This window comes from Arthrobacter sp. Soil762, from assembly GCF_001428335.1.
In the GTDB taxonomy this organism is placed as follows: Bacteria; Actinomycetota; Actinomycetes; order Actinomycetales; family Micrococcaceae; genus Arthrobacter.
This window is the reverse complement of the sequence record NZ_LMSG01000012.1, coordinates 446,600-472,058: the sequence shown is the minus strand read 5'-3', so window position 1 is coordinate 472,058 and position 25,459 is coordinate 446,600. Positions and strand designations below refer to the sequence as shown.

At 67.1% G+C, this 25,459-nt stretch carries 21 protein-coding genes; 17 read left to right on the top strand and 4 right to left on the bottom strand.

Annotated elements, in window-relative coordinates; all coding sequences use genetic code 11:
• The first annotated feature begins 168 nt into the window (after positions 1-168).
• Positions 169-705 (top strand): hypothetical protein, encoded by a 537-nt coding sequence (locus ASG77_RS10240; RefSeq protein WP_056344718.1) that lies wholly within the window; start codon positions 169-171, stop codon positions 703-705.
• Between the two features lie 193 nt (positions 706-898).
• Here the strand turns inward: ASG77_RS10240 and ASG77_RS10235 are convergent, their stop codons facing one another.
• Positions 899-1,579, bottom strand: a complete 681-nt coding sequence (locus ASG77_RS10235) for a FadR/GntR family transcriptional regulator (protein ID WP_056344716.1) — start codon at positions 1,577-1,579, stop codon at positions 899-901.
• 6 nt (positions 1,580-1,585) lie between these two features.
• Positions 1,586-2,809 carry an MFS transporter gene (locus ASG77_RS10230; RefSeq protein WP_056344712.1) on the bottom strand — a complete coding sequence of 408 codons (1,224 nt, stop codon included), beginning with the start codon at positions 2,807-2,809 and terminating at the stop codon, positions 1,586-1,588.
• Positions 2,810-2,975: 166 nt separating this feature from the next.
• Here ASG77_RS10230 and ASG77_RS10225 point away from each other — a divergent pair, with 166 nt between their 5' ends.
• Positions 2,976-4,586: a CYTH and CHAD domain-containing protein gene (locus ASG77_RS10225; RefSeq protein ID WP_056344709.1), complete on the top strand. Its 1,611-nt coding sequence runs from the start codon at positions 2,976-2,978 to the stop codon at positions 4,584-4,586.
• A gap of 7 nt (positions 4,587-4,593) precedes the next feature.
• Here ASG77_RS10225 and ASG77_RS10220 read toward each other — a convergent pair whose 3' ends face one another.
• Positions 4,594-6,030, bottom strand: a complete 1,437-nt coding sequence (locus ASG77_RS10220) for a PucR family transcriptional regulator (protein WP_056344706.1) — start codon at positions 6,028-6,030, stop codon at positions 4,594-4,596.
• Positions 6,031-6,188: 158 nt separating this feature from the next.
• On the opposite strand from ASG77_RS10220, the gene ASG77_RS10215 reads away from it, so the two are divergent.
• Positions 6,189-7,619 (top strand): gamma-aminobutyraldehyde dehydrogenase, encoded by a 1,431-nt coding sequence (locus ASG77_RS10215; RefSeq protein WP_056345184.1) that lies wholly within the window; start codon positions 6,189-6,191, stop codon positions 7,617-7,619.
• 93 nt (positions 7,620-7,712) lie between these two features.
• Positions 7,713-9,083 carry a 4-aminobutyrate--2-oxoglutarate transaminase gene (gabT, locus tag ASG77_RS10210; RefSeq protein ID WP_056344703.1) on the top strand — a complete coding sequence of 457 codons (1,371 nt, stop codon included), beginning with the start codon at positions 7,713-7,715 and terminating at the stop codon, positions 9,081-9,083.
• Between the two features lie 108 nt (positions 9,084-9,191).
• Here gabT and rarD read toward each other — a convergent pair whose 3' ends face one another.
• A complete protein-coding gene (rarD, locus tag ASG77_RS10205) occupies positions 9,192-10,178 on the bottom strand; it encodes an EamA family transporter RarD (RefSeq protein WP_056344699.1) in 987 nt (328 codons plus the stop codon).
• Positions 10,179-10,271: 93 nt separating this feature from the next.
• On the opposite strand from rarD, the gene ASG77_RS10200 reads away from it, so the two are divergent.
• The 13 genes from ASG77_RS10200 to ASG77_RS10140 all read left to right on the top strand — a co-directional run bounded on the left by ASG77_RS10200 (position 10,272) and on the right by ASG77_RS10140 (position 25,352).
• Positions 10,272-11,267, top strand: coding sequence for a DNA topoisomerase IB (locus ASG77_RS10200; protein ID WP_056344697.1), 996 nt, complete (start codon positions 10,272-10,274; stop codon positions 11,265-11,267).
• Between the two features lie 80 nt (positions 11,268-11,347).
• Positions 11,348-12,802 carry an FAD-dependent oxidoreductase gene (locus ASG77_RS10195; protein WP_056344694.1) on the top strand — a complete coding sequence of 485 codons (1,455 nt, stop codon included), beginning with the start codon at positions 11,348-11,350 and terminating at the stop codon, positions 12,800-12,802.
• A 140-nt stretch (positions 12,803-12,942) separates the two neighbouring features.
• Positions 12,943-14,346 (top strand): GAF domain-containing protein, encoded by a 1,404-nt coding sequence (locus ASG77_RS10190; RefSeq protein ID WP_056344691.1) that lies wholly within the window; start codon positions 12,943-12,945, stop codon positions 14,344-14,346.
• A gap of 168 nt (positions 14,347-14,514) precedes the next feature.
• On the top strand, positions 14,515-16,038 hold the full coding sequence (gene exaC, locus ASG77_RS10185) for an acetaldehyde dehydrogenase ExaC (RefSeq protein WP_056344688.1): 1,524 nt from the start codon (positions 14,515-14,517) through the stop codon (positions 16,036-16,038).
• 128 nt (positions 16,039-16,166) lie between these two features.
• Positions 16,167-17,189 (top strand): alcohol dehydrogenase AdhP, encoded by a 1,023-nt coding sequence (adhP, locus tag ASG77_RS10180; RefSeq protein ID WP_200950739.1) that lies wholly within the window; start codon positions 16,167-16,169, stop codon positions 17,187-17,189.
• Positions 17,189-17,596 (top strand): DUF779 domain-containing protein, encoded by a 408-nt coding sequence (locus ASG77_RS10175; protein WP_056344682.1) that lies wholly within the window; start codon positions 17,189-17,191, stop codon positions 17,594-17,596. The genes adhP and ASG77_RS10175 overlap by 1 nt, the downstream gene beginning before the upstream one ends.
• Before the next feature lie 175 nt (positions 17,597-17,771).
• A complete protein-coding gene (locus ASG77_RS10170) occupies positions 17,772-19,364 on the top strand; it encodes an amino acid permease (protein ID WP_056344679.1) in 1,593 nt (530 codons plus the stop codon).
• A gap of 197 nt (positions 19,365-19,561) precedes the next feature.
• Complete coding sequence (locus ASG77_RS10165) at positions 19,562-20,935, top strand: MFS transporter (RefSeq protein ID WP_235564436.1); 1,374 nt, start codon at positions 19,562-19,564, stop codon at positions 20,933-20,935.
• A complete protein-coding gene (locus ASG77_RS10160; protein ID WP_056344676.1) occupies positions 20,935-21,912 on the top strand; it encodes a C-terminal binding protein in 978 nt (325 codons plus the stop codon). Before ASG77_RS10165 ends, ASG77_RS10160 begins: the two co-directional genes overlap by 1 nt.
• A complete protein-coding gene (locus ASG77_RS10155) occupies positions 21,909-22,976 on the top strand; it encodes a zinc-dependent alcohol dehydrogenase (protein WP_056344673.1) in 1,068 nt (355 codons plus the stop codon). The genes ASG77_RS10160 and ASG77_RS10155 overlap by 4 nt, the downstream gene beginning before the upstream one ends.
• The gene (locus ASG77_RS10150; RefSeq protein WP_056344670.1) at positions 22,973-23,743 is read left to right on the top strand and encodes an SDR family oxidoreductase; all 771 of its coding nucleotides are present in this window, start codon (positions 22,973-22,975) and stop codon (positions 23,741-23,743) included. The genes ASG77_RS10155 and ASG77_RS10150 overlap by 4 nt, the downstream gene beginning before the upstream one ends.
• Positions 23,740-24,405 (top strand): bifunctional 4-hydroxy-2-oxoglutarate aldolase/2-dehydro-3-deoxy-phosphogluconate aldolase, encoded by a 666-nt coding sequence (locus ASG77_RS10145; RefSeq protein WP_200950737.1) that lies wholly within the window; start codon positions 23,740-23,742, stop codon positions 24,403-24,405. The genes ASG77_RS10150 and ASG77_RS10145 overlap by 4 nt, the downstream gene beginning before the upstream one ends.
• Positions 24,402-25,352, top strand: coding sequence for a sugar kinase (locus ASG77_RS10140; RefSeq protein ID WP_235564434.1), 951 nt, complete (start codon positions 24,402-24,404; stop codon positions 25,350-25,352). The genes ASG77_RS10145 and ASG77_RS10140 overlap by 4 nt, the downstream gene beginning before the upstream one ends.
• The last annotated feature ends 107 nt before the right edge of the window (positions 25,353-25,459 follow it).

The following is a 25,459-nucleotide window of genomic DNA, read 5'->3' as shown; positions in this document are numbered from 1 at the left end:
GCGTCACGCATGGCGACGATATTACGCGCAGCCCAGCTGAAAGTCGGGCTTTCGCAATATTACTAAGTGTGCTTACGATGGCACGACCATGACTTCGATGGGACAAAGGACAGTACAGACCGCACCAGCGGCATCTCGGAAGCAAGTTCGACGTTAGGAAGCCACAACATGGCAGGAAATCTTTTTGCCCGGTCCATTCACGATCTGAGCGCTGCGGCATGGTTCGGCGGCGCGCTGATGGGAGCCATCGGTCTGAACGGGGCGACGGCGGAGGCCAAGGATCCGACGGAACGCACCCGTCTTTCGAGCGCAGGCTGGATGAAGTGGGCTCCGATCCAGACGGCGGCATTCGCCTCCCACCTGGTGGCTGACCTCGCCATCGCCTGGGAGAACAAGGGACGCATCGCCAAGCAGGACGGAGTGGCGCGCGACACCGCCATCAAGACGGCGGTGACGGTTGCCGGTGCCGCCGTGACGCTCTACGCCGGCATCCTTGGCAAGAAGGTGGAGAAGCTCGCGGACCAGGGCAGCCAGGGCGCCACCGAACCCAGGCCGGGAGCCTCGGACAAGTTGAAGTCAGCGCAGGAGCAGCTCAAGTTGCTGCAATGGGCCATTCCCGCCTTCGCCGCGGCCGTGATTATCCTTGGCGCCAAGCATGGCGAAATGCAGCGGCCCAAGAACGTGTTCCAAGGCCTCCGCCCCTAAGCGGTAGCAGCAGTACTAAGACGCGGTAACGCCCGACGGCGGTTCGGCACCCAGGTGCCGGACCGTCGTCGGGCGCTGTTGTTGCGACGCGGAACTGTGCTTGCGACGCGCAGAAGAGCTGGCGCACTCGATATTCCACGTGCGCCAGCCACTTTGCGCCTCGAAAATGGCTTTGCGCGTCGACGGCCAGAACCTACGCCCGCAGCCACTCCGCGCACGTGTTCAGGTTCTGGTTGACGCTGGCCACCGCGGCGTCGGCGTCGTGGGCCTCGATCGCGTCCACCAGGGCGCCGTGGCCCTCGTACGTGAGGCCGTCCAGCCGGCCCTTGCGTTGCTGTTTGAGCAGGTCCTGGTGGAACACGTCGCCGAAACTGACGTAGAGCTCGTGCAGCAGCGGGTTCCCGGTGGCCTGGGCCACACGCGCGTGGAAGTCCCAGTCCGCGCGGGCCCAACCCTCGAAGTCCGCGGCGTTCCACGCGACTTCCCGGGTGGCGAGCACGGCACGCAAGGCGGCGACGTCGTCGGCCGTTGCGTTCCGGGCAGCCAGGCGCGCGGCCTGGGTGTCCAGTCCCAGCCGGACCTCGAGGATGTGTTCGTCCGAGTGGTCCTGGTACATGCGCCGGGCGGCGCCGGACATCTCGCTGGTGGCGCGGACGTAGGTGCCGTCGCCCCGGCGGACCTCCAGCATCCCGCTGTGGGCCAGGGCCCTGATGGCCTCGCGCAAAGTGCCGCGCGAGACGCCCAGGCCCTGCATCAGTTCCGGCTCGGCGGGGATGCGCTGGTCAAGGGGCCACTCGCCGGAGTGGATCATCTGCCGGAGTTTGGCGGTGACCTCGTCGGCGAGGGGCTGGCGGTGCGAGGTGCTCAGGGTCATGGCGTCCTACTTCTTCAGGCCGGACAAGGGGGCACGTGAGATCAGGTGGGCCACCATCACTTGGGCTACGGCAAGGCCCAGCAGGAGTGCCACGGGAAGCGACCAGCCGCCGGTGCCGCTGAACAGCAGGCCGGCGCCGAACGGGCCCGCCGTGGCCAGCAAGTAGCCGGTGGACTGCGCCAGGGTGGACAGGGCTGTGGTCTCGGCGATGCTTGTCCCGCTCCGGCTGATCATCACCATCACCAGCGGGAAAATGCCCAGGCCGAAGCCGAGCAGGACGGTTGGAACGATGGCCAGGCCCACCGGCACCACCAGCAGTGACGCCAGGCCGGCCACCATGGTGATGCTGACCAGATACAGCGCCGGCCGGAGCCTCCGGGGCCGCGAGCCGATGGCGAGCAGCACCATGCCGGCAGGCACGGAGACCAGCTGCATCAGCCCGTACATCAGGCCGCTGTCCGCTGGGCTGAGGCCCATGCTGATCAGCATGGACGGGAACCAGCTGATCAGTGAGTAGGCGAGCAGCGCCTGGAGGGCAAAAATGGCGGTAAGCAGCTGGCCCTTCCGGGTACGCAGCAGGGGCCACGGGGAGATGCGGGGTGCCGTGCTCCGGACGCTGGTGCGGTGCGCATGCAGCACGACGGGCAGGAATCCCAGGAAGGCAGCAACCGCCAGGAATCCGATCGCGCCCACCGCGGCGGACGGCGAGCCGAGCGTCAGGGCCAGCGGGACCACGGCGACCGCGGTGACGGTGGCGCCGGTGGTCATGGTGACGGTGTACAGCGCCGTCATCGCCGACGTCCGGTGGGCAAAATGCTCGCGGATGAATGACGGCATGGCCACGTTGCAGACCGCCAGGCCGGACATCCCCACCACGGTGCCCGCCACCAGCATGCCCGTTGCAGGGATCCCGCGGAGCAGCAGCCCGCCGGCCAGGAATCCAAGCGCCAGCAGGATGGCCTTCTCGACGCCGAGCCGTCCGGTCAGCCACGACGTCGCTGCGCCCGCCACCGCAAAACAGAGCGTCGGGATGGACGGAATGATCGCCGCCACCAGCGGTCCGTAGCCCAGGACCTGCTGAAAATCATGGAGGAGGGCAGACGCGCCCGCGATCCCCGCCCGCAGGTTCAGCCCAATCAGCACCAGCGCAATGACTCCGAAGACGACGGCGGAGCGCGGTTTGGGCGGCGCGTCGGACCGCGTCGGGGCATCTGAAGGGGCAACAGTCATGTCTTAAGGTTAGACGTTTGACGTTTGATGTCTAGGGTTCTGTGGTGAACCTCTCGTGGCCGTTAATGTTGCGGGCATAGACTCGGGCCACAGGATTTCAGTCACGGGCTCGTAAGACCTCGTCCCGCTGGATCTGGCGCCCATCAACTTGGAAGGACGGCCGGTCATGGCATCGCAGGCAATCGAGGTCGAAAAGAAGTACGACATTGGTCCGGACGCCGAGGTGCCGGCGCTCGCTGAGATCCCCGGGGTCACCCGCGTGGGGGAGCCGCACGTGGACACCCTGGAAGCGGTGTACTTCGACACGCAAAGTCACACGCTCGCCTCCCGTGACATCACGCTTCGCCGCCGCACCGGCGGAGTCGACGCCGGCTGGCACCTGAAGCTGACGGCGGAGGGTCCCGGATTCGACGAGGAGTCTGGCGACGCAGCCGGCGGCTCCGGCTCGGAACCCCGGCGGCGCCGCGAGTTGCACGCCCCACTGGGCCAGCCCGGCGTCGTTCCTGACAGCCTGTTGGCGCACGTGCTGGCCTACCTCCGTGGCGAGGATGCCGCCCCGGTGGTCCGGCTGAAAACCCAGCGGACCACCTATGCGTTATATGGCGAGGACGGTGTCCATCTGGCGGACCTGGCGGATGACCGCGTGAGCGCAGAGCTGCTCGGCGCTGCGGGCGGCGCGGGTGACGCCGCAGCGCCCGAGGGGGAGGCCCGGACGCGGCAGTGGCGTGAATGGGAGCTCGAGCTGGTGCACGGGAGTCCTGAACTGTTCCCGGCCGCTGAGGAAATCCTGGCGGCCGCCGGGGCGCTCCCGGCCAAGCACGGCTCCAAGCTGGCAAAGGTCCTGGCACTGCCTGCCAGGGAGTCCGGTGCCGCTGCGGGCCCAAAAAGTCCTGGCAAAAAGGGGCCTGTGTCGGACCTCCTGACCGCCTACCTGGCTGAGCAGATCAGCGAGATCCTGGCGCACGATCCCGGCGTCCGCCTGGAGGAACCCGAGGCTGTGCACGACCTGCGGTCGGCCACCCGCCGGGCGCGTTCCGCGCTCGCAGCGTACCGCCGGCTCTACAGCGCCGTGGCCGGACGGCGTCTCCGGGATGAGCTGAAGTGGCTCGGCAGGGTGTTGGGAACACCTCGCGACGCCGAAGTGATGCTGGCTCGCCTGCGTGGGCACACGGCCGAACTGCACCCGGGGCTGGCCTCGGCGGTGAAGGACCGGCTGGACGATGAACTCGGCAACAGATTGAACACCGCCTACCGGAAACTCCAGAAGGCGCTGCTTTCCGAACGGTATTTCCGGCTCCTGGATGACCTGGAGGCTTTCCGTGACCATCCGCCGGTGCGGCCGGAGGGTGCTGCCCCGGCCCGCAAGGCGGCGGTCAAGCTGGTGGCCAAGGCAGCCAAGAGGCTGGAGCGCGCAGCCAGGACAGCCAAGCGGACACACAGGGGAGCCGAGCACGAGACGGCGCTGCACCAGGTGCGCAAGGACGCCAAGCGGCTGCGGCACGTGGCGGAGTCCGTGGAGCCGGTCCACGGCAAGCACGCCACGAAAATCGCCACGGCCGCGCGCCGCCAGCAGCAGATCCTCGGCGATTTCCACGACAGCGTGGTGGCCCGGGACCTGCTGGCCAAGCTGGCGGCGGCGCCGGACGTGCCCGAGGCCGTCGCGTCGGCCTACGTCACGCTCCATACCCGGCAGGTCCAGCTCGCGGCCGACGCCGAAGTTGACTACTGGAAGGAACGCAAGAAGTCCCGCAAGGTCCTCCGGGGGAAGGTCATTTAGGGCGGGCCTACCTGGCCTGCCGCGCTCCGAGCCGCGACACGGCGAGCGCCAGCCACAGCTGCACACGGTCCGCCGTGACCGAAGGATCGTAGCCGGTCAGTTCGGTGATTTGCGCCAGCCGGTACCGCACGGTGTTCCGGTGCAGGGTCAGGGCTTCGGCGACGGCAGCCACGGAACCGTTGTTGTTCAGGTAGCTTTCCAGTGTGGTCACCAGTTCCGCACCGTGGGCGGCGTCGAACGCGCGCAGCGGGTTCAGCGACTCGTGGGCCATGTCGGCCAGGGGAACGTCTTCGCTGGCCAGCAGCAGGGAGGTCAGGCTCAGCCGTTCCGGTTCGTTCACCGGCAGCCCATGGCTGGCCGCATCGCGGGCCTCGAAGTAGCTCCAGCGCAGGCCGTTCGGCTTGGTGTACGCGCCGCCGATGCCGATCGTGGCGTGGATCCCGGCCTCAGCCAGGTGGTCGCTGAGGCGCCTGGCCAGCGCAGGTGCCGCGCCGCCGTCGTCGTTTATCACCACCACCAGGTCCTTCCCGACGACGGCGGCCACCGCGTTCTCCAGCGGCTGCGGCACCGAGGTGCTCACCAAGGCCTTGTGATGGGCGGCGGACACCGCCAGCAGCACCACGTTTTTGCGTGTGCTGTTAAGGCCCACACCGGCGAGCCGGCGTTGGGCCTCGCTGGTCTCCAGGGCCCCGTGGATGACGTCCTCCAGCACCTGGCCGCACAGGGCGCGCTGGGCCTGGCGCTGCTTGACCATGTTGTTCAGCTCCACGCTGATCAGGTTCTGGGCGTAGCCGATGATGCCCGAATCCTCGAACGGCTGGCGGACCCACAGCGTGCAGGCATCGCGGCGGCCGGTGGGGATGGGGTAGGACGCCCACGTGTTGGCGGAGGGGAGCTCGGCGCCGCTGTTGTACAGGTGGGCGGTGAACTGGGTGAGGGCAATCTCAGTCCGCAGCATCCCGCCCAGATGCTTCAGGAGCTGGGTGAGGCCACCGCCGGTGAGGAGGGCGCGGGCCAGGATCTGGTGGCCCGCGATCAGGCGCTCCAGCTTGGCGACATGATCAGCGGCCTGCGCTTCCGCCACCAGCTTGCCGATGGCAATGAACGGAGTCTCGTAAGGCACCTGGACGATCGGCAGCCCCCAGCGGTTGGCCTCGGCAATCAGGGCCGGCGGGACGGCGTCGTGCGTCAGACCTGTCCCGAACCCGATGCCCACGGCTCCGGCGCGCTGGACCTGCCGGACGAAGCGTCGCTGCTCGGGCGCGGACTTCAGGCGCATGCCGGTGGTGAGCACCAGTTCGCCGCCGCTGAGGAAACGCTGCGGGTCCTCCAGTTCCGTGACGGCAACCCAGTTGATGTCCTCGTGCCAGGTGGTCTCGGCAAGGCCCGCATTGGACAGGTGGAGGGAGTGCACGCCGAGCAGGGTGGCGAGGGAAATGGCCATGGCTCAAGGATAGACGGACGCTGGTCAACCGCACTAAACATTGCGGCCAAGGGTGTGCAGGTGGCTATTCCCCGGGGGGAAGGTGCTGGCATAGGCTCAAGGCAGTCGCAACCATCCGCTTCGCAGCTGATGTTCCTTTATGAAAGAGGTTGTACACCGTGGTCCAAACCTTGCAGAACTTCATCAATGGTGAGTTCGTTACGCCCGCGGGCACCGCCCTGCTGGACATCGTTAATCCCACTAACGGCGAGGTAGTGGCGCAGTCTCCCGTTTCCATCCAGGCCGACGTCGACGCCGCCATGACCGCGGCCAAGGACGCCTTCAAGACCTGGAAGCACGTCACCCCCGGGCAGCGCCAGCTGATGCTGCTCAAGCTGGCGGACGCCGTTGAAGCCAACAGCGACGAACTTGTCGAGGCCCAGCACCGCAACACCGGGCAGGTCCGCTCCCTGATTGCCTCCGAGGAAATTGCCGCCGGCGCCGACCAGCTCCGCTTCTTCGCCGGTGCCGCACGCATCTTGGAAGGCAAGTCCGCGGGCGAGTACTTCGAAGGCCACACCTCCTACGTGCGCCGCGAACCCATCGGTGTGGTGGCCCAGGTTGCGCCCTGGAACTACCCGTTCCTGATGGCCATCTGGAAGATCGGCCCCGCGCTCGCGGCCGGCAACACCGTGGTCCTCAAGCCCTCCGACACCACCCCCGAATCCACCCTGGTGCTGGCCCGCCTGGCCGGCGACATCCTGCCCGCCGGCGTGCTGAACGTCGTGCTGGGAACCGGCGAAACCGGCGCCATGATGGTGGAACACCGGGTCCCCGGCCTGGTCTCCATCACGGGTTCCGTCCGGGCCGGCATCGCCGTGGCCTCCGGAGCTGCGAAGGGCCTCAAGCGCGCCCACCTGGAACTCGGCGGCAAGGCCCCGGCCATTGTGTTCAAGGACGCCGACATCAAGAAGAGCGCCGCGGCCATCGCCGAGTTCGCTTTCTTCAACGCCGGCCAGGACTGCACCGCCATCACGCGCGTGCTGGTGGAGGACTCAGTCCACGACGACGTCGTGGCAGCCATGGTGGAACACACCAAGACCCTGCACACCGGCTCGCAGAACGACGAAGAGAACTACTTCGGCCCGCTGAACAACGTGAACCACTTCAACGCCGTCACCTCCGTGGTGGAGCACCTCCCGGAAAACTGCAAGGTTGTCACCGGAGGCCACCGCGCCGGGGACAAGGGCTTCTTCTTCGAACCCACCATCGTCACCGGCGCCAAGCAGACGGACGACATCGTCCAGAAGGAAACCTTCGGCCCGGTCATCACGGTGCAGAAGTTCTCCTCCGAGGCGGAGGCGCTCGAGCTGGCGAACGACGTCGAATACGCCCTCGCCTCCAGCGTCTGGACGTCGGACCACGGCACCGCCATGCGGATGAGCCGGGACCTGGACTTCGGCGCCGTCTGGATCAACACCCACATCCTGCTCACCGCCGAAATGCCCCACGGCGGCTTCAAGCAGTCCGGCTACGGCAAGGACCTCTCCATGTACGGCGTCGAGGACTACACCCGCATCAAGCATGTCATGAGCGCACTCGACGCCTAGCAACTCTCCCGGTGGTCTGTCGAGACCCCGCCCCGCATCAAGAGTTCCGGTGGTCGAGCCTGTCGAGACCCCGCCACGCAGAAAGAAGACCCCATGAGCACCACAGCAAGTGAAATCACCTTCCGCCTGGAACAAAAGCGCCGTGTCCAGGCCGACTTCCCGGGCCCCAAGTCCATCGCTTTGACCGAGCGCCGCAAGGCAGTGGTCGCCGCCGGTGTCGCGTCCGCCGTTCCGGTCTACGTTGCGGACGCCGACGGCGGCATCATCCACGACGTCGACGGCAACTCCTTCATCGACCTCGGCTCGGGCATCGCGGTGACCAGCGTCGGCGCGTCCGATCCCGCCGTCGTCGGGGCCGTGAAGGAAGCCGTGGAGCACTTCACCCACACCTGCTTTATGGTCACCCCGTACGAAAGCTACGTGGCACTCGCCGAGCAGCTCAACCGCCTGACCCCGGGCGGCCACGAGAAGCGGACCGTGCTGTTCAACTCCGGCGCCGAGGCAGTGGAGAACGCCGTCAAGGTGGCCCGCCTCGCCACCGGGCGTGACGCCGTCGTCGCCTTTGACCACGCTTACCACGGCCGTACCAACCTGACCATGGCGCTGACCGCCAAGGCCATGCCGTACAAGACCAACTTCGGCCCGTTCGCGCCCGAGGTCTACCGCATGCCCATGAGCTACCCGTACCGCGAGGAGAACCTCTCGATCACCGGTGCCGAGGCCGCCAAGCGCGCCATCACCATGATCGAAAAGCAGATCGGCGGCGACCAGGTTGCCGCGGTCATCATCGAACCCATCCAGGGCGAGGGTGGCTTCATCGTCCCCGCCGAGGGCTTCCTCCCCGCGCTGGCCGCCTGGGCCAAGGCCAACGGCGTTGTGTTCATCGCCGACGAAGTCCAGTCCGGCTTCTGCCGCACCGGCGAATGGTTCGCGGTGGACCACGAGGGCGTTGTCCCGGACATCATCACCATGGCCAAGGGCATTGCCGGCGGCATGCCGCTGTCCGCGATCACTGGCCGCGCGGACCTGCTCGACGCCGTCCACCCGGGCGGCCTGGGCGGCACCTACGGCGGCAACCCGGTGGCGTGCGCCGCCGCGCTGGCCGCGATCGGGTCCATGGAGGAATACAACCTCGCCGGACGCGCCCGCCACATCGAGCAGCTCGCCACGGGACGCCTGCAGGAACTGCAGGCCGAACTGGCCGGCGCCGGGAAGTCCGTGATCGGTGACATCCGCGGCCGCGGCGCGATGCTGGCCGTCGAACTGGTCCAGGCCGGCTCCAAGGAACCCAACCCCGAGCTGACCAAGGCCGTAGCGGCTGCCTGCCTCAAGGAGGGTGTCATCATCCTCACCTGCGGCACCTACGGCAACGTCATCCGCCTGCTGCCCCCGCTGGTTATCACTGACGACCTGCTGAACGACGGCCTGGACGTCCTGGCCGCGGCCATCAAGGCCAACGCCTAGGACGCCGCCACACAGAGTTAGCGCCCCCTCGCAACGGCGCGAACAACACTTGAGGCCCTGGAAACTCACGTTTCCAGGGCCTCAAGTGTTCGTTCGTTCGCGCTCGTTTTATGAGGTGCGGGCCCGCTTTCTTGCCCTCGAGTTCTTGCCTGCCATCCGCAGCATGTCGACGGTCAGCACCAGCAGCGCCAGCCACACCACGCCGAAGCCGATCCAGCGGCTGGCGGTCATGGCTTCCTGGAACACCACCAGCGCCACGATGAACTGCAGGAGCGGGGCGACGTACTGCAGCAGCCCGATGGTGGTCATGGGCAGCCGGCGGGCCGAGGCGCCGAAGAACAGCAGCGGCACCGCGGTGATCACGCCCGAGGCCACCAGGAGCCAGAAGTGCCCGGGGCCCTGGCTGGCCAGGGTGGCCGAGCCGCTGACGCCGAGGAACACCATGGTGGCCGCCGCGATCGGTGCCAGCACAATGGTCTCCACGCTGAGGCTGGTCACCGCGTCCACCTTCGGCCCAACGCGCTTCTTCACGAACCCGTACAGCCCGAAGCTGAAGGCCAGGGTCAGGGCGATCCAGGGCAGTTTGCCGTAGCTCACGGTCAGCACGCCTACTGCCACAAACCCGATTCCGACGGCGGCCCACTGGAGGGGGCGCAGCCTTTCCTTCAGGACGAACACACCCAGGAGGACCGAGACCAGGGGGTTGATGAAGTAGCCCAGGGCTGCTTCGACGGCCTGGCCGGTGGTGACGCCGTAGGTATAGGTCAGCCAGTTCACGGCAATGAGTGCGGCCGCGATGGCGAGGGTGCCGAACACCGAACGGTCGCGGAACGCTGCGGCCAGCGCACGCCAGGACCGGGTGACCGTGATCAGGAGGACGCAGAAAATCAGGGACCACACCACGCGGTTGGCCACGATCTCCACCGCACCGGCGGGCATCAGCGCGAAGAAGTACAGGGGGAGCAGCCCCCACAACCCGTACGCGCCGAAACCGAACAGGACTCCCGCCGTCGTCTCCTTGTCCACAGCCTTGAGGCCTGCTGGCGCGGTAACGGCGGTTGTGGGTAAGGAGGTGGTTTCAGGGGGCGTAGGCACCTAACCATTAACACCAGTTGCTGGACGCGTATTCCAGTCAAGACTAAGTACGCTGTCCTTCATGGAACCGAAGACCCCGCAGGTTGCCGTCCCGTGAGGCTCCGCCGCAGCAACGCCAACGGCCGCGGCTACCGTCGCGTGCCCGCCGGGACGGGCTTCAGCTACCGGGACCTGGACGGCTCCACACTGCCGCCGGGGCCGGTCCGGGACCGGTTGGAAAGCATCGGCATCCCGCCGGCCTGGACGGACGTCTGGATTGCGCCATTCGACAACGGGCACATCCAGGCGACGGGCCTGGATGCGATGGGCCGGCGGCAGTACATCTACCACCCCGCCTGGCGGGAGCGGAAAGACCGCGTGAAGTTCGACCGCGCCCTGCAGCTGGCGGAGTCGCTGCCCACCGCCCGCCGGCTGGTCACCCTGGACCTGCGCAGCGACGGTCCCAGCCGCGAACGCGTCCTGGCGGCGGCCTTCCGGATGCTGGACAGCGGGTCCCTGCGGGTGGGGTCCGAGCGGTACACCAACGAGAACGGCAGCCGAGGCCTGGCCACGCTCCTGTGTGCGCATGTGCACGTCCGGAAGGAGTGCCTCGAGCTGAAGTTTCCGGCCAAGAGCGGCAAGGACTGGGAGTCGGAAATCCACGACGCCGACCTCGCCGCCCTGGTGCGGACGCTCAAGCGCCGCGGTGGAAACGCCAGGTTCCTGGCGTTCAAGGAGGGCCGGACCTGGCGGCCGGTCACCAGCGCGGACATCAATGCCTACGTCAAGGAGCGGACTGGCCTGGACTTCACCGCCAAGGACTTCCGCACGCTGCACGGGACGGTGGCCGCCGCCGTCAGCCTGGCGCGCAGCGGCCCGCAACCGACCATTGCCGCGCGGAAGGGCGCCATCAGCGTGGCCATGCTGGCGGCCGCTGCGGTGCTGGGGAACACGCCGTCGATCGCCCGCAAAAGCTATGTTGATCCCCGGTTGCTGGACCACTTTGCCGCTGGCGAGACCATCGACCCCAAACGCCTGGATTCCGCGGAAGCCGAGCTCCGGGCCCTGCTGTACCGGGAAGGTGAAGTGGTGCCGCTGCAACACATTTAGAATGGGACATTGTGCGCAACTGCACTGTGCACTGCACTAAGCGCCTCCGGCGCGAAATCCTCCTTCCAGAAGGGCTCCCGGTGTCCAACCCAGGCGAAACCACCTCCAAACGTCCACTCCGCGTTGCCATTGTGGGTGCGGGACCGGCAGGTGTTTACGCGGCGGATATCCTGACCAAGTCCAACGGCGTCAAGGACGGCGATTTTGAGGTCAGTATCGACCTTTTTGAGGCCTACCCCGCCCCGTACGGCCTGATCCGCTATGGCGTGGCCCCTGACCACCCGCGCATCAAGGGGATCGTGAACGCGCTGCACAAGGTCCTGGACCGCGGCGACATCCGCTTCCTGGGCAACGTCACGTACGGCCGCGATCTCACCCTCCATGACTTCCGGGCCTTCTACGACGCCGTGATCTTCTCCACCGGCGCCATCAAGGACGCGGACCTGGCCATTCCTGGCATTGACCTGGCCGGATCGTTCGGCGGCGCCGACTTTGTGTCCTGGTACGACGGCCACCCGGATGTGCCCCGCGACTGGCCGCTGGATGCCAAGGAAATCGCCGTGATCGGCAACGGCAACGTGGCGCTGGACGTGGCCCGGATGCTGGTCAAGCACCCCGATGAACTCCTCACCACCGAGATCCCGGACAACGTCTACCAGGGCCTGAAGAACTCCCCGGTCACCGACGTCCACGTCTTTGGCCGCCGCGGCCCGGCCCAGGTCAAGTTCACGCCGCTGGAGCTGCGCGAGCTGAGCCACATGAAGGACGTGGACATTGTCCTGTACCCGGAGGACTTCGAGTTCGACGAAGCCTCCGATGACGCCATCCGCAGCAACAACCAGATCAAGACCATGGTGAACACGCTGACCAACTGGCTTGTGGAGGAGCACGCCGAAGCGGAAGAGCCGTCCTCCCGCCGCCTGCACCTGCACTTCCTGCACAGCCCGGTGGAGATCTACCAGGACCCCGACGACGGCGGCTCCGGCCGGGTGGCCGGCATCAAGTTTGAGCGGATGGAGCTGGACGGCACCGGCAACGTCAAGGGCACGGGCGAGTTTTTGGACTACCCCGTTCAGGCCGTGTACCGTGCCATCGGCTACCACGGTTCGCCACTGGACGAGCTGGAGTACAACGCCAAACGCGGAGTGATCCCGAACGAGGGCGGCCGCGTGCTCGACGCCGATGGCAACCCCGTCCCCGGAATCTACGCCACCGGCTGGATCAAGCGCGGGCCGGTCGGCCTGATCGGGCACACCAAGGGCGACGCCCTGGAGACCATCGGCTTCCTGCTCGAGGACCGGCTCACCCTGCCACCCGCCCAGAACCCGGACCCGCAGGCCATCATCGACCTCCTGCAGGAGCGCGGCATCGAGTTCACCACCTGGGAGGGCTGGATCAAGCTGGACGCGCACGAAGCAGCCCTCGGCGCCGCGTGGACAGAAGGCGAGGTCGGCGCCGACGGGACTGCCGCCGTCGTGCGTGAACGCATCAAAGTAGTCCCGCGCGAGGAAATGATCGGCATCTCCCGCGCCTGACCCGGCGTCACCCACCAAACAGCGCGAACGGACACTTGAGGCCCCAGCCAAGGGACCCCAAGTGTCCGTTCGCGCAAATGGGCTGGCACTGGAGCGTTCGCGCCAGCGGCCAGTAGACTGGCAGGACCGAGGGGAGTTCGATGAGGAACCTGATCCTGCCGCCGTCGTCCGGCGGCGAAGCGCCAGCGCTGGCCCAGCGTCATGCCCTGGCCGCCCATGAGCAGCTCGACGCCCATGCGTTTCCAGACGCGCCGGAACTGCCCGGGCTGCGGCGGCTGATCCGGGAATCCTGGCAACGGTCCGCCCGGTTGAAAGCCAACCCTGACAACCCCGAAGCGCCCCTTGCCCTGGACACCGACGAGCTCGAGGAATACCGCCGGCAGCACCCCCTGGCCAGCATCATGCCCGTGATCCACAAACTCCTGGTCCAGCCCAGCCACGACAGTGGCCTGCTCGTTGCCGTGGGTGATGAAGTGGGCCGGCTGCTCTGGGTGGAAGGCGATCCGGCCCTGCAGCGCCGTGCCGAAGGCATGATGTTCGTGCCGGGCGCCGACTGGTCAGAGGCCACCGTGGGCACCAGCGCTCCCGGCACTGCCCTGGCACTGGGCCGCGGCATCCAGATTTCCGGGGCGGAGCATTACCAGCGGTCCGTGCACGCGTGGAGCTGCACCGCCGTCCCGTTCCACGATCCGGATTCCGGTGCGCTGCTGGGCGTGGTGGACATCACGGGCGAGGCCAGCGCGGTGGCGCCCCACACGCTGTCCCTCGTTGAAGCGACCGTCGCTGCCGCGCAGGCGCAGCTCCGTGTTGAGCGGCTGCAGCTGGCGGCAATCCTTGCCAGCCGGCCGGCCCGACGGCGGAACAACAGTTCCGCGGCCAGGCCCGGTTCTGCCGGGGGAGCAGGCGCCGGGGGCGCGAAGGAAGGCAGCCTGTACCGCAACAGCCTCCAGCTTCTGGGCCGGGACCAGGCGTTGCTCAGCATCGAAGGCAAAACGGTGGCGCTGTCCGCCCGGCACAGTGAAATCCTCGCCCTGCTCAGCACGCACCCCGCCGGGCTGAGCGCCGAGGAGCTCAGCGTCCTGCTCTACCCGGGCGACGGCCCCACGATGACGCTCCGCGCGGAAATGGTCCGGCTGCGCAAGATCCTCCAGCAGCTCAATCCGGCCGCCGTCCCGGAATCCAGGCCGTACAAACTCACCATGGACCTGGTCCCGGACAGCGGGCAGGTGCTGAACTGCCTGCAGCGCGGCGCCCACCGGATTGCGCTGGAAATCTACCGAGGCGCGGTGCTGCCGCGCTCCGACGCGCCGGGCATCATCGACCTCCGCGACAGGGTCTCCTCGCTCATGCGCGAAGCGGTCCTGACGGACGGCAGTGCCGAGACGCTGCTCAAGTACGCTGCCCTCCCGGAGGCAAGGGACGACGTCGACGTCCGGACTGCCGCCCTGAAGCTGCTGCCGGCGCGCTCGCCCAAGCGGGCCGCCGTCGTCGCGGACCTTGAGCGGCTGGAAGCGGAACTGAGCGCCTCCCCACCTGCCCCCTAACCTCGCAAGCTCGGCCAGGGAACCCGGCAGGCGTGGCCCCAGGCTGAATCCCCAGTGAGCTGGCTCACACCGGCGCAACCTGACTGCAACCTTCACCCTCCTACGCTGGAACCAACGGCGGCCGCCATCATCAGGCGTCACCTTTCATGCAGAGCAAAGGAGCTAGCAATGACTGTTTACGCACAGCCCGGTACCGAGGGTTCGAAGGTCACGTTCAAGGACCGCTACGAGAACTGGATCGGCGGCGAGTGGGTTGCCCCCGTCAAGGGCCAGTACTTCGAGAACATCACACCCGTCACCGGCAAGGTCTTCTGCGAAGTTGCCCGCGGCACCGCGGAAGACATCGAGCTGGCACTGGACGCCGCCCACAAGATCGCACCGTCCTGGGGCAAGACCTCCGTCGCCGAGCGCGCCGCCATCCTGAACAAGATCGCCGACCGCATCGACGAGAACCTCGAGATGCTCGCCGTCGCCGAATCCTGGGACAACGGCAAGCCGATCCGCGAAACCCTGAACGCGGACATCCCGCTCGCCGCGGACCACTTCCGCTACTTCGCCTCGGCCGTCCGCGCCCAGGAAGGCCGGCTCTCCCAGCTCGACGACGACACCACCGCTTACCACTACCACGAGCCTCTCGGCGTCGTCGGCCAGATCATCCCCTGGAACTTCCCCATCCTGATGGCCGTCTGGAAGCTTGCCCCGGCCCTCGCAGCCGGCAACGCCGTGGTCCTCAAGCCCGCCGAGCAGACGCCGTCGTCCATTCTGGTCCTGATGGAACTCATCGGTGACCTGCTGCCCGCCGGTGTCCTCAACGTGGTCAACGGCTTCGGCGTCGAGGCCGGCAAACCGCTCGCGTCCAGCCCGCGGATCCGCAAGATCGCCTTCACCGGCGAGACGTCCACCGGGCGCCTCATCAGCCAGTACGCCAGCCAGAACCTGATCCCCGTCACCCTGGAGCTCGGCGGCAAGAGCCCGAACATCTTCTTCAACGACGTTGCTGAGTCCGACGACGCGTTCTACGACAAGGCGCAGGAGGGCTTCGCGCTCTTCGCCTTCAACCAGGGCGAGGTCTGCACCTGCCCGTCCCGCGCCCTGGTGCAGGAGGACATCTACGATTCCTTCATGGCTGATGCGGTGGCCCGGGTGGAGAAAATCATCCAGGGCAACCCGCTGGACACCGAAACCCAGCTCGGGGCCCAAGCCTCCAACGACCAGCTCGAAAAGATCCTTTCCTACATCGACATCGGCAAGCAGGAAGGCGCCAAGGTGCTTACCGGCGGCGCCCGCGCCGAGTTGGAAGGCGACCTGGCCGGCGGCTACTACGTCCAGCCCACCGTCTTCGAAGGCCACAACAAGATGCGGATCTTCCAGGAGGAGATCTTCGGACCTGTTGTGTCTGTCGCCCGGTTCAGCGACTACAACGACGCGATGGAAATCGCCAACGACACCCTCTACGGGCTTGGCGCCGGCGTCTGGTCGCGGAACGGCAACGTCGCTTACCGTGCGGGCCGTGAGATCCAGGCCGGCCGCGTCTGGGTCAACAACTACCACGCCTACCCGGCCGGCGCCGCGTTCGGCGGGTACAAGTCCTCCGGCATCGGACGTGAAAACCACTCCATGATGCTGGACCACTACCAGCAGACCAAGAACCTCCTGGTCAGCTACAACGAGAACAAGCTCGGCTTCTTCTAAGCCGCCCTTAGCCCGGGCGGGGACGGGTCAGCACTGGTCCGTCCCTGCCTGCACCGTCCTGGCCACCCCTCAGGAAGGCAGCACCACCTCCACCGCACCACCGCTTTATCTACGCAAGGATTTCGCCAATGACGACGACAATGCAAGCAGCAGTAGTAACCGAATTCGGCAAGGATCTTCAGATCCAGACCCTCCCCATTCCCACCCCGGGCCGGGGTGAGGCGCTGGTCAAGGTCATCACCACCGGCGTCTGCCACACAGACCTCCACGCGGCTGAGGGCGACTGGCCGGTCAAGCCGACACCGCCGTTCATTCCCGGCCACGAAGGCGTGGGCGAAGTGGTTGCCCTGGGCGAGGGTGTCACCGACCTCGCCGTCGGCGACCTCGTCGGCAACGCCTGGCTCTGGTCCGCCTGCGGCGACTGCCAGTACTGCCGCACCGGCTGGGAGACACTCTGCGAGGTACAGAAGAACGCCGGCTACAGTGTGGACGGCTCCTTCGGGGAGTACATGCTCGTGGACACGCGCTTTGCCGCCCGCATCCCGGCGGGCTCGGACCCCGTTGAAGTCGCCCCGGTGCTTTGTGCCGGCGTCACGGTCTACAAGGGCCTGAAAATGACCGAGGCCAGGCCCGGACAGTGGGTCACCATCTCCGGTATCGGCGGACTGGGGCACATTGCCGTCCAGTACGCGGTTGCCATGGGACTGCGGGTTGCTGCCGTGGACATCGCGGACGACAAACTCGCCCTTGCCAAGAAGCACGGCGCCGAGCTCACCGTCAACGCGCTGCACGAAGATCCCGTCGAAGTCATCCAACGTGAAACCGGAGGTTGCCATGGAGTCCTGGTCACCGCAGTACACCCGTCTGCTTTTGGCCAGGCGATCGGCATGGCCCGCCGGGGCGGGACGATTGTGTTCAACGGCCTGCCGCCGGGCGACTTCCCGGCACCGATCTTCGAGATTGTGCTCAAGGGCCTGACCGTCCGCGGCTCGATCGTGGGGACCCGGCAGGACCTGGAGGAAGCCCTCGAGTTCTACGCCGAGGGCAAGATCCATCCCACGGTGTCCACCCGGCAGCTCTCCGAGGTCAACGCCGTTCTTGACGAGATGAAACACGCCAAGATCGACGGCCGCGTCGTCATTACGTACTGATGATGGAGGCGAGGCTTGACGCCGCAGTGACGCTGCCCGGGGAGGACATCTCCCGCGTGGCGCTCACCGCCGAGGCCCTGGGACTGCTCAGGAAGCTGTGGGGCCAGCACGGGCCCCTCATGTTCCACCAGTCCGGCGGCTGCTGCGACGGGTCCTCGCCGATGTGTTATCCGGCCGGGGAGTTCATCACCGCGGAAGCGGACGTACTCCTGGGGCTGTTCGACATCGCCGACGGCGTGCAGCCGCAGCCCCTCGAGTTCTGGATGTCCAGGGAGCAGTTCAACTACTGGAGCCACACCCATCTGACCGTGGACGTGGTCCAGGGCCGGGGGAGCGGGTTCTCGGTTGAGTCGCCGGAAGGTAAGCGGTTCCTGATCCGGTCAAAGCTGATGGACTGGCCGGTCTAGGCAGTTCGATGCTTTAGCCTTGAGGCCCTCCAAAAGGAGGGCCTCAAGGTGTTTTCCGCAATTAACTTCGCCACCATGGGCGTCTCACGATACGGGACAGTTGGAACCGTCCAGTGGCCGGACAGTAAAGTTGATAAGTCTGTTTCCATCCCCTATCAGGATTGTGGATCTCCTTATGAACCTTCTCCGGACCAAATCCATCGAGCAGTCCATCGCCGACGCCGATGAACCCGGACGCAAGCTCAAGCGGTCGCTCAGCAGCTGGGACCTGATGATCATGGGTGTCGCCGTCGCCGTCGGTGCCGGTATTTTCTCGGTGGGCGCCAAGGCAGCGGCCAACTTCTCAGGCCCCGCAGTGACCGTCTCGTTTGCCATCGCCGCCGTCACCTGCGCCCTGGCCATCATGTGCTACGCCGAGTTCGCCACTGCCATTCCGGTCGCCGGATCGGCCTACGTCTTTACATACGCCACCATGGGCGAACTGCTGGCATGGATCATCGGCTGGAACCTGATCCTGGAACTGTTCACCGCCGCGGCCGTGATCGCCAAGTACTGGGGCATCTACCTCAGCAAGGTGTTCGCGCTGATGGGGGCCGACGTGCCGCCGGCACTGTCGCTCGGCGGCGTGGACCTCTACTGGGGCGCCTTCCTGATCGTTGCCGTCTTCACGGTGCTCCTGGTGCTGGGCACCAAGCTCTCCGCCCGCGTGGGCAACGTCTTCACCCTGATCAAGATCGCCGTTGTGCTGTTTGTGATCGTCGTGGGCTTCACGTACGTGAAGTTCGAGAACTACACGCCGTTCGTGCCCGCCGCGGAACCCACCGCCGGTGGCGCCGCGGACGTCATGAAGCAGTCATTCTTCGGCTTCCTCACCGGCGCCGCGCCTGCCCAGTACGGCACCCTCGGTATCTTCGCCGGCGCGGCCCTGGTGTTCTTCGCCTTCATCGGCTTTGACGTCGTGGCCACGTCCGCGGAGGAAGTCAAGAACCCGCAGAAGACCCTGCCGCGCGGCATCTTCGGCGGCCTGGCCGTAGTGACGGTGCTCTACATCCTGGTGTCCCTCGCGCTCACCGGCATGGTGTCCTACACGGACCTCGCGGCAGCAGAAACGCCCACCCTCACCACCGCGTTCGAGGCCGTCGGCAACACCACCGCGGCCAAGGTCATCGCCTTCGGCTCCCTGATCGGCCTCACTACCGTCATCATGGTGCTGCTGATGGGACTGTCCCGCGTGGTGCTGGCCATGAGCCGCGACGGACTGCTGCCCCGCGCGCTGTCCAAGACCAGCGAAAAGCGTTCGACGCCGGTCCGCCTCCAGATCATCTGCGGCGCCGCAGTAGCACTTGTGGCAGGCCTGACCAACGTGGATCTGCTGGAAGAAATGATCAATATCGGCACGCTGTCCGCGTTCGTCGTGGTGAGCCTGGGCATCCTGGTGCTGCGCAAGAAGCGCCCGGACCTGAAGCCGTCCTTCCGCGTGCCGTTCGGCAAGGTCCTCCCGGTGGTTTCGGCCGCCCTGTGCCTGTACCTGATGACGAACCTCGCTGTGGAGACGTGGATCTTCTTCGCCGGCTGGCTGGTTATCGGCGTCGTAATCTACTTCGCCTACGGCCAGCGGCACTCCCGCCTGAACGAAAAGTTCGCCGCAGCAAAGTCCGCCGTGGACGCCACGGATTCCGGCGCGGATTCCAGCGCGGACGCCAGCGCGGACGCCCGCCTTTCCGGCAGTGATGCCGCAGCTGACGACGAGGTACTCGCCCGCCCGTAGGCCCGTACCCCCGCAGCCAACAAAGCTGCACAACAAGACAGAGGCACCCGTCCACCCTTTGGTGGCAGGGTGCCTCTGCCGTTTAACCCGCCTTTTGTGATCTGGCCGATAAGACCTATATAGTCGTGCTTGAAGTTTTCGGGATGTTGTCCCGATAATCGGAAACGTGCTTCGGCACCAAAGAGAAATGGTGAACTGTGGCTGAGAACGATGTTGTTCGCAGTAAATCGGCGGTCCTGGACCCCGAAGGCAATGAGGTGTCCCCCGGGGCCACCGACAAAGCGCCCGTCCGCAGGGCCGCATGGGCCGGCCTGATCGGCACCGCGCTCGAACAGTACGACTTTGTGATCTACGGAACCGCCTCGGCGATCATCTTCAACAAGATCTTCTTCCCGAACATCGACCCCGCCATCGGCATCATCGCCGCGTTCGGTGCCTACGCCGTCGGCTTCGGGGCACGCCCCCTCGGTGGCCTCTTCTTCTCCAAGTACGGTGACCGGCTGGGACGCAAGTGGGTGCTGGTTGCCACGCTCTTCCTGATGGGCATCGCCACCTTCGCCATCGGCCTGCTGCCCACGTACGAGCAGGCGGGCATCTGGGCCCCCGTGCTGCTGGTTGCCTGCCGCTTCCTCCAGGGATTCGGTGCCGGCGCCGAACAGGCCGGCGGCGTGGTCCTGGTGGCGGAAACGGCGCCGAAGGGCAGCCGCGGACGCTACGCCTCGCTCGTCTTCGTTGGTGCCGCCGCCGGCACCGCGATGGGCGCCGTCGTCTGGATCCTGGTGCAGATGATGCCCCGCGAAGCCCTGGAAGCCTATGGCTGGCGGCTTGTGTTTTTCTCGTCGATCTTCGTCACCATCGCCGCCTACGTGATCCGCCGCAAGCTGAAGGAATCACCGGTCTTTGAGGAAAAGAAGGAAGAAATCGCCGGCGTCATCCGCGCCACCCCCGTGGCCGACGTCGTCAAGAACGGCCGTGCGGGCCTGTTCCGGGTCTTCTTTATGAACGTGGGCGCCAACGCGCACTCCTACATCTTCCAGGTCTTCCTGGGCTCCTACCTGATCACGCAGCTCAAGATTGACGCGACGTTCATCCCCAAGGTCCTGCTGGTGGGCGCGCTCTTCGCCTGCGTCTCGGCGTACGCCTTCGGCAGCCTGTCCGACCGCTACGGCCGCCGCCGGATGTACCTCATCATCACGGCGTTCCTGTTTGTCTTCCCCATCCCGGCCTTCCTGCTGCTGAACACCGGAAACCTTTTCCTGATTTCGCTGGTGATCGTGCTCGGCTTCATCTTCGCCGCACAGGGATCCGTGGGCGTCCAGGCAGCGTACTTCCCCGAACTCTTCGGCTCCCGCTACCGCTACGCCGGCGTCGCCCTTGGCCGGGAATTCTCGTCCGTCTTCGGCGGCGGCATCGCCCCGCTCATCTGCTCGGCGCTGGTCACCGCCTTCAGCGGCTCCTGGATCCCCGTCGCCATCTACATGATGGCCATGATGGGCATCAGCCTCGTCACCACCATCAAAGCCCCCGAAACCGTCGATCGTGACCTGCTCACAGAAGAGGACGCCAAGTAATGCCAGCCACGCCCACCCGCATCGTCATCACCGACTGCGACCACGACTCCATCGCCATGGAGCAGGCCGTCGCCGACGCCGCCGGCGTGGAACTGGTCCTCGCCCAGTGCCGGACCGAGGACGACGTCATTGCGGCCGCTGCCGGCGCCGACGCCATCGTGGTCCAGTACGCCCCCATTACGGACCGAGTCCTGGCTGCCCTGCCGCAGCTGAAGGCGATCGGCCGGTACGGCGTGGGCGTGGACACCATCGACGTCGAGGCAGCCACCGCCCGCGGCGTCGCCGTCTGCAACGTGCCGGACTACGGCACCGAGGATGTCAGCGACCACGCCATTGCCCTGGCCGTCAGCCTGGCCCGCGGAATCACCCGGCTGGACCGCGGCATGCGGCGCGGGGAACACTCGCTGCTCCCCGTCCAGCCCCTGCACCGGATGTCCACCAGGGTGTTCGGCGTGGTGGGCCTGGGACTGATCGGCGCGGCCACCGCGCGCAAGGCCAGGGGGCTGGGCTACACGGTGATCGGGTCTGACCCGCTCGCCGAAATCGGTACGACGACGGCGGAGGGAGTCGCCGTCGTCGGGTTTGAGGAAGTGATTTCCCGCGCAGACGTGGTGTCCCTCCACGTTCCGCTCAACTCCCATACGCACCACCTGATCAACGCCGGCGTGCTTGCGCGGATGAAACGTGGCGGTGTGCTGGTCAACACCTGCCGCGGGGGAGTGGTGGACACCGCCGCGGTTGCCGACGCCCTGGCCAGCGGCCAGCTTTACGGCGCAGGGCTGGACGTCTTCGAAGAAGAACCCCTGGCCCTGACCAGCCCCCTGATCGGCTGCGAAAACGCCGTGCTGACACCGCACGCCGCCTGGTACAGCGAGGAATCCTATGCGGAACTGAAACGCCGCACCCTCGAAAACGTCCTCGAAGTATGCGCCGGACGCATGCCGCGCAACGTGATGAACGCAGGAGTGCTGGTATGAGCGCGGCACTCCTGAACGGCACCATGCGCGCCGCCGTATGGACAGCGCCGGACACGATCGAACCGCGGCAGCTGCCCGTGCCGGACATCCCCGCGGGCTGGACGCTGATCAGGACGGAAATGACCGGACTGTGCGGCTCGGACTTTTCCATCCTGCACGGAACGCACCCCCGCGCCGAGGCTCCCCTGGTCATGGGCCATGAGATCACCGGCGTCGTGGAGGTCGCGGCCGAGACCGGCCCGGCGGCGGGCACCCGGGTCACCGTGGAGCCCCTCATCCACTGCGGCGAATGCCACCCGTGCAGCGGCGGGGACACCCACGTCTGCCGGGCGCTGAAACTGTACGGGATCGACGTCGCCGGCTCCCTCGCCGAATACGTGGCACTGCCTGCCTCCGCGCTCATCCCGGTCAGCAACGCCGTGCCCCTCCAGGAGGCCGCCCTCGCCGAACCCCTGGCTGTGGCCGTCCACGCGGTTTCCCGGGCCGGCCTGACCGGCGGCGAGGGGGTGGTGATCTTCGGCGCCGGGCCCATCGGTATCCTGACAGCCCTGGTGGCACGCCACCAGGGAGCCGGCAGCGTCCTCATTTCGGAGCCCTCCGAGGCCCGCCGCCAGGTGGCCGAGGAACTCGGTTTCGCCACGGTGGCACCCGGGGACGACCCGATCCAGGCCATCCTTGCCGCTACCGGCGGGGACGGCGCGGACATCGTCTTCGACTCCGCCGCCCACCCCGCGGTCGCCGCGATGCTGCCCCGGGCCGTCCGTGTCCGTGGCACCATCGTGCTCGTCGGCGTCTACAAAAAGCCCGTCGAACTGGACCTCCAGGCCCTGACGTTCGCCGAGAACACCGTGGTGGGCGTCCGGGTCTACACCAGGGCGGCCGTGGAACGCGCGGTGGAACTCATCGAGAGCCGTGAGCTGGGGCTGGACCGCATTCCCACGCAGGTGTTCGCCCTGGAGGACACACGCCAGGCCTTTGACCAGGCGATGGCGTCCGGACGCGTCCTCAAAGTCTTTGTCAGCCCAGCCGCGGCGCCCGCCGCGAAAACCCAGGAAAGTTCATGAACCCCACTCCACAGAAATCGCCGTTTGACCTCAGTGGCAAAACTGCGGCCGTAACTGGCGCCTCCCGCGGGATCGGCCTGGGCATCGCGCTCGGGCTGGTCAACGCCGGTGCCGGCGTTGTGGCACTCCAGCGCGGCCCCATGGCCCCGGAACTGGCAGCCGCTGCGGAAAAGGCAGGCGTCAGCGCCGCCGCGGTCCACGTGGACCTGGCCAGCGAAGAATCCGTTGCCGCCGCCACAGCCGAAACGCTCGCGGGACACCAGATCGATATCCTGGTCAACAACGCCGGAACCCAGATCCGGCACGACGCAACCGAGTTCCCGCTGTCCGACTTCGACCGCGTGATGGCCATCAACACCCGCGCCGTCTTCCAGCTGTGCCAGGGCTTCGGCACCCCGATGGTGGAACGCGGCGGCGGAAAGATCATCAACATGGCCTCTCTCCTCACGTTCCAGGGCGGCCTGCGGGTTCCGGCCTACGCCGCGTCGAAGGGTGCCGTGGCACAGCTGACCAAGGCGCTTTGCAACGAATGGGCGCCCCGCGGCGTGAACGTCAATGCGGTTGCGCCGGGCTACATCGCCACTGACATGAACGAGGCGCTGCTGGCAGACGCCCAGCGCCATGAACAGATCTCGGTGCGGATCCCGGCCGCGCGCTGGGGCACCGGCGGCGATCTCGCCGGTGCGGTGGTGTTCCTGGCCTCCGCGGCTGCGGACTACATCCACGGCGTAGTACTGCCGGTCGACGGCGGGTGGCTGGCCCGGTGAGCGATCTCCAGGGCCCTCCCGTTTCCGCCATCCTGCAGGCCAACCCTGTGGTGGCCGTCCTCCGCGCCCGGCATGCCCGGGAATACGCGCCGGTCATCGACGCCCTGGTCAAAGGCGGCGTCCGGTCCATCGAACTGACCCTCAGCACCGACGGCGTGTTCGACCTCCTGCCCGACATCAAACGGCAGTTCGGCGCCGACGCGGAGATCGGCGTCGGCACCGTCACCGCCGGCGACCAGGCTGCGCAGGCGCTCGACGGCGGCGCGGACTACCTTGTGACGCCCGCCATGGTGACGGACGTGATCCGCGCTGCGGTTGCGGCCGGCGTTCCGGTGTTCCCGGGCGGGCTGACCCCCACCGAACTGCTGACCGGCATGCAGGCCGGGGCAACGGCCGTGAAGCTGTTCCCCGCCTCCACCGTCGGCCCCAGTTACATTGGGCAGCTTCGCGGGCCCTTCCCCGACATGCGGGTCATTCCGTCCGGCGGCATCGGCATCGATGACGCCGCGGACTGGATCGCCGCGGGGGCGCTTGCCGTCAGCCTGGGCGGACCGCTGCTCCGTGATGCGTTCTCCGGCGGCGACCTCGCCGCCCTCACCGCCCGCGCCCGGCAGCTCAGTTCCCTGGTGGCAGACGCCGTCCAGGCGAGGGGTGCCCGGTGACTTTCACCGACGTCGTGACCCTCGGCGAAACGATGGGCCTCATGAAGGCCGAGACGCCCGGTCCGCTGGCCCAGGTGTCCTCGCTCAGCCTGGGCATGGGCGGTTCCGAGAGCAACTTTGCCATCGCGCTGCGGCGCCTCGGCACGTCGGTGACCTGGGTAGGACGCGTCGGCAACGACAGCCTCGGTGAACTTGTCCTGCGCGAACTCGCCGCCGAGGGCATCGTGGTGGACCCGTTGCGGGACGAGTCGGCACCCACCGGCCTCATGATCAAAGAGCGGCGCACCATGGACCAGCTCAAGGTCTGGTACTACCGGGCCGGAAGCGCCGGCTCCCGGCTGTCCCCGGAGGACATCCCGGCCGAGCGGATTGCCAACGCCCGGCTGCTGCACCTCACGGGCATCACGCCGGCGCTTTCGCCGGAGGCAGCCCGGGCGGCGCAGTATGCGCTGGAGGTTGCCCGTGAAGCAGGTGTCCTGGTTTCATTCGACCTCAACTACCGCGCCGCGCTGTGGTCCGCCGACGAAGCCCGTGACATCTTCCGGAACTTCATTGCCCAGGCGGACATCGTGTTCGCCGGGGACGACGAAGCCGCCATCGCGGTGGGAAAGTCCGACGACTCCCTGGAGCTCGCCCGCCGGGTCGCCGCTCTGGGTCCAAGCCAGACGGTCATCAAGCGGGGAGCCGCAGGCTGTGCCGCCGTGATCGATGGAGTGGAATACGTGCAGGACGCCGTCCGCGTCAACGCCATCGACACCGTGGGGGCCGGCGACGCTTTTGTGGCCGGCTACATCTCGGACCTCTTGGCCGGGGCCCCGGTGCAGGAGCGTTTGCTGACCGCGGTCCGCACGGGGGCCTTTGCCTGCCTGGTGCCCGGCGACTGGGAAGGCATGCCGCGCAGGCACGAGCTGGCCATGCTGGACGCCACGGAACCCGTGGCGCGCTGAGCGGGGTTAGCCCGTCAGCCGGAATTGATCCCGTAGCGGGAACTGGCCCCGTAGCGGGAACTGGCCCCGTAAAGGGACCGGCGGAAAGGGCCTGGATCGGCGTGTGG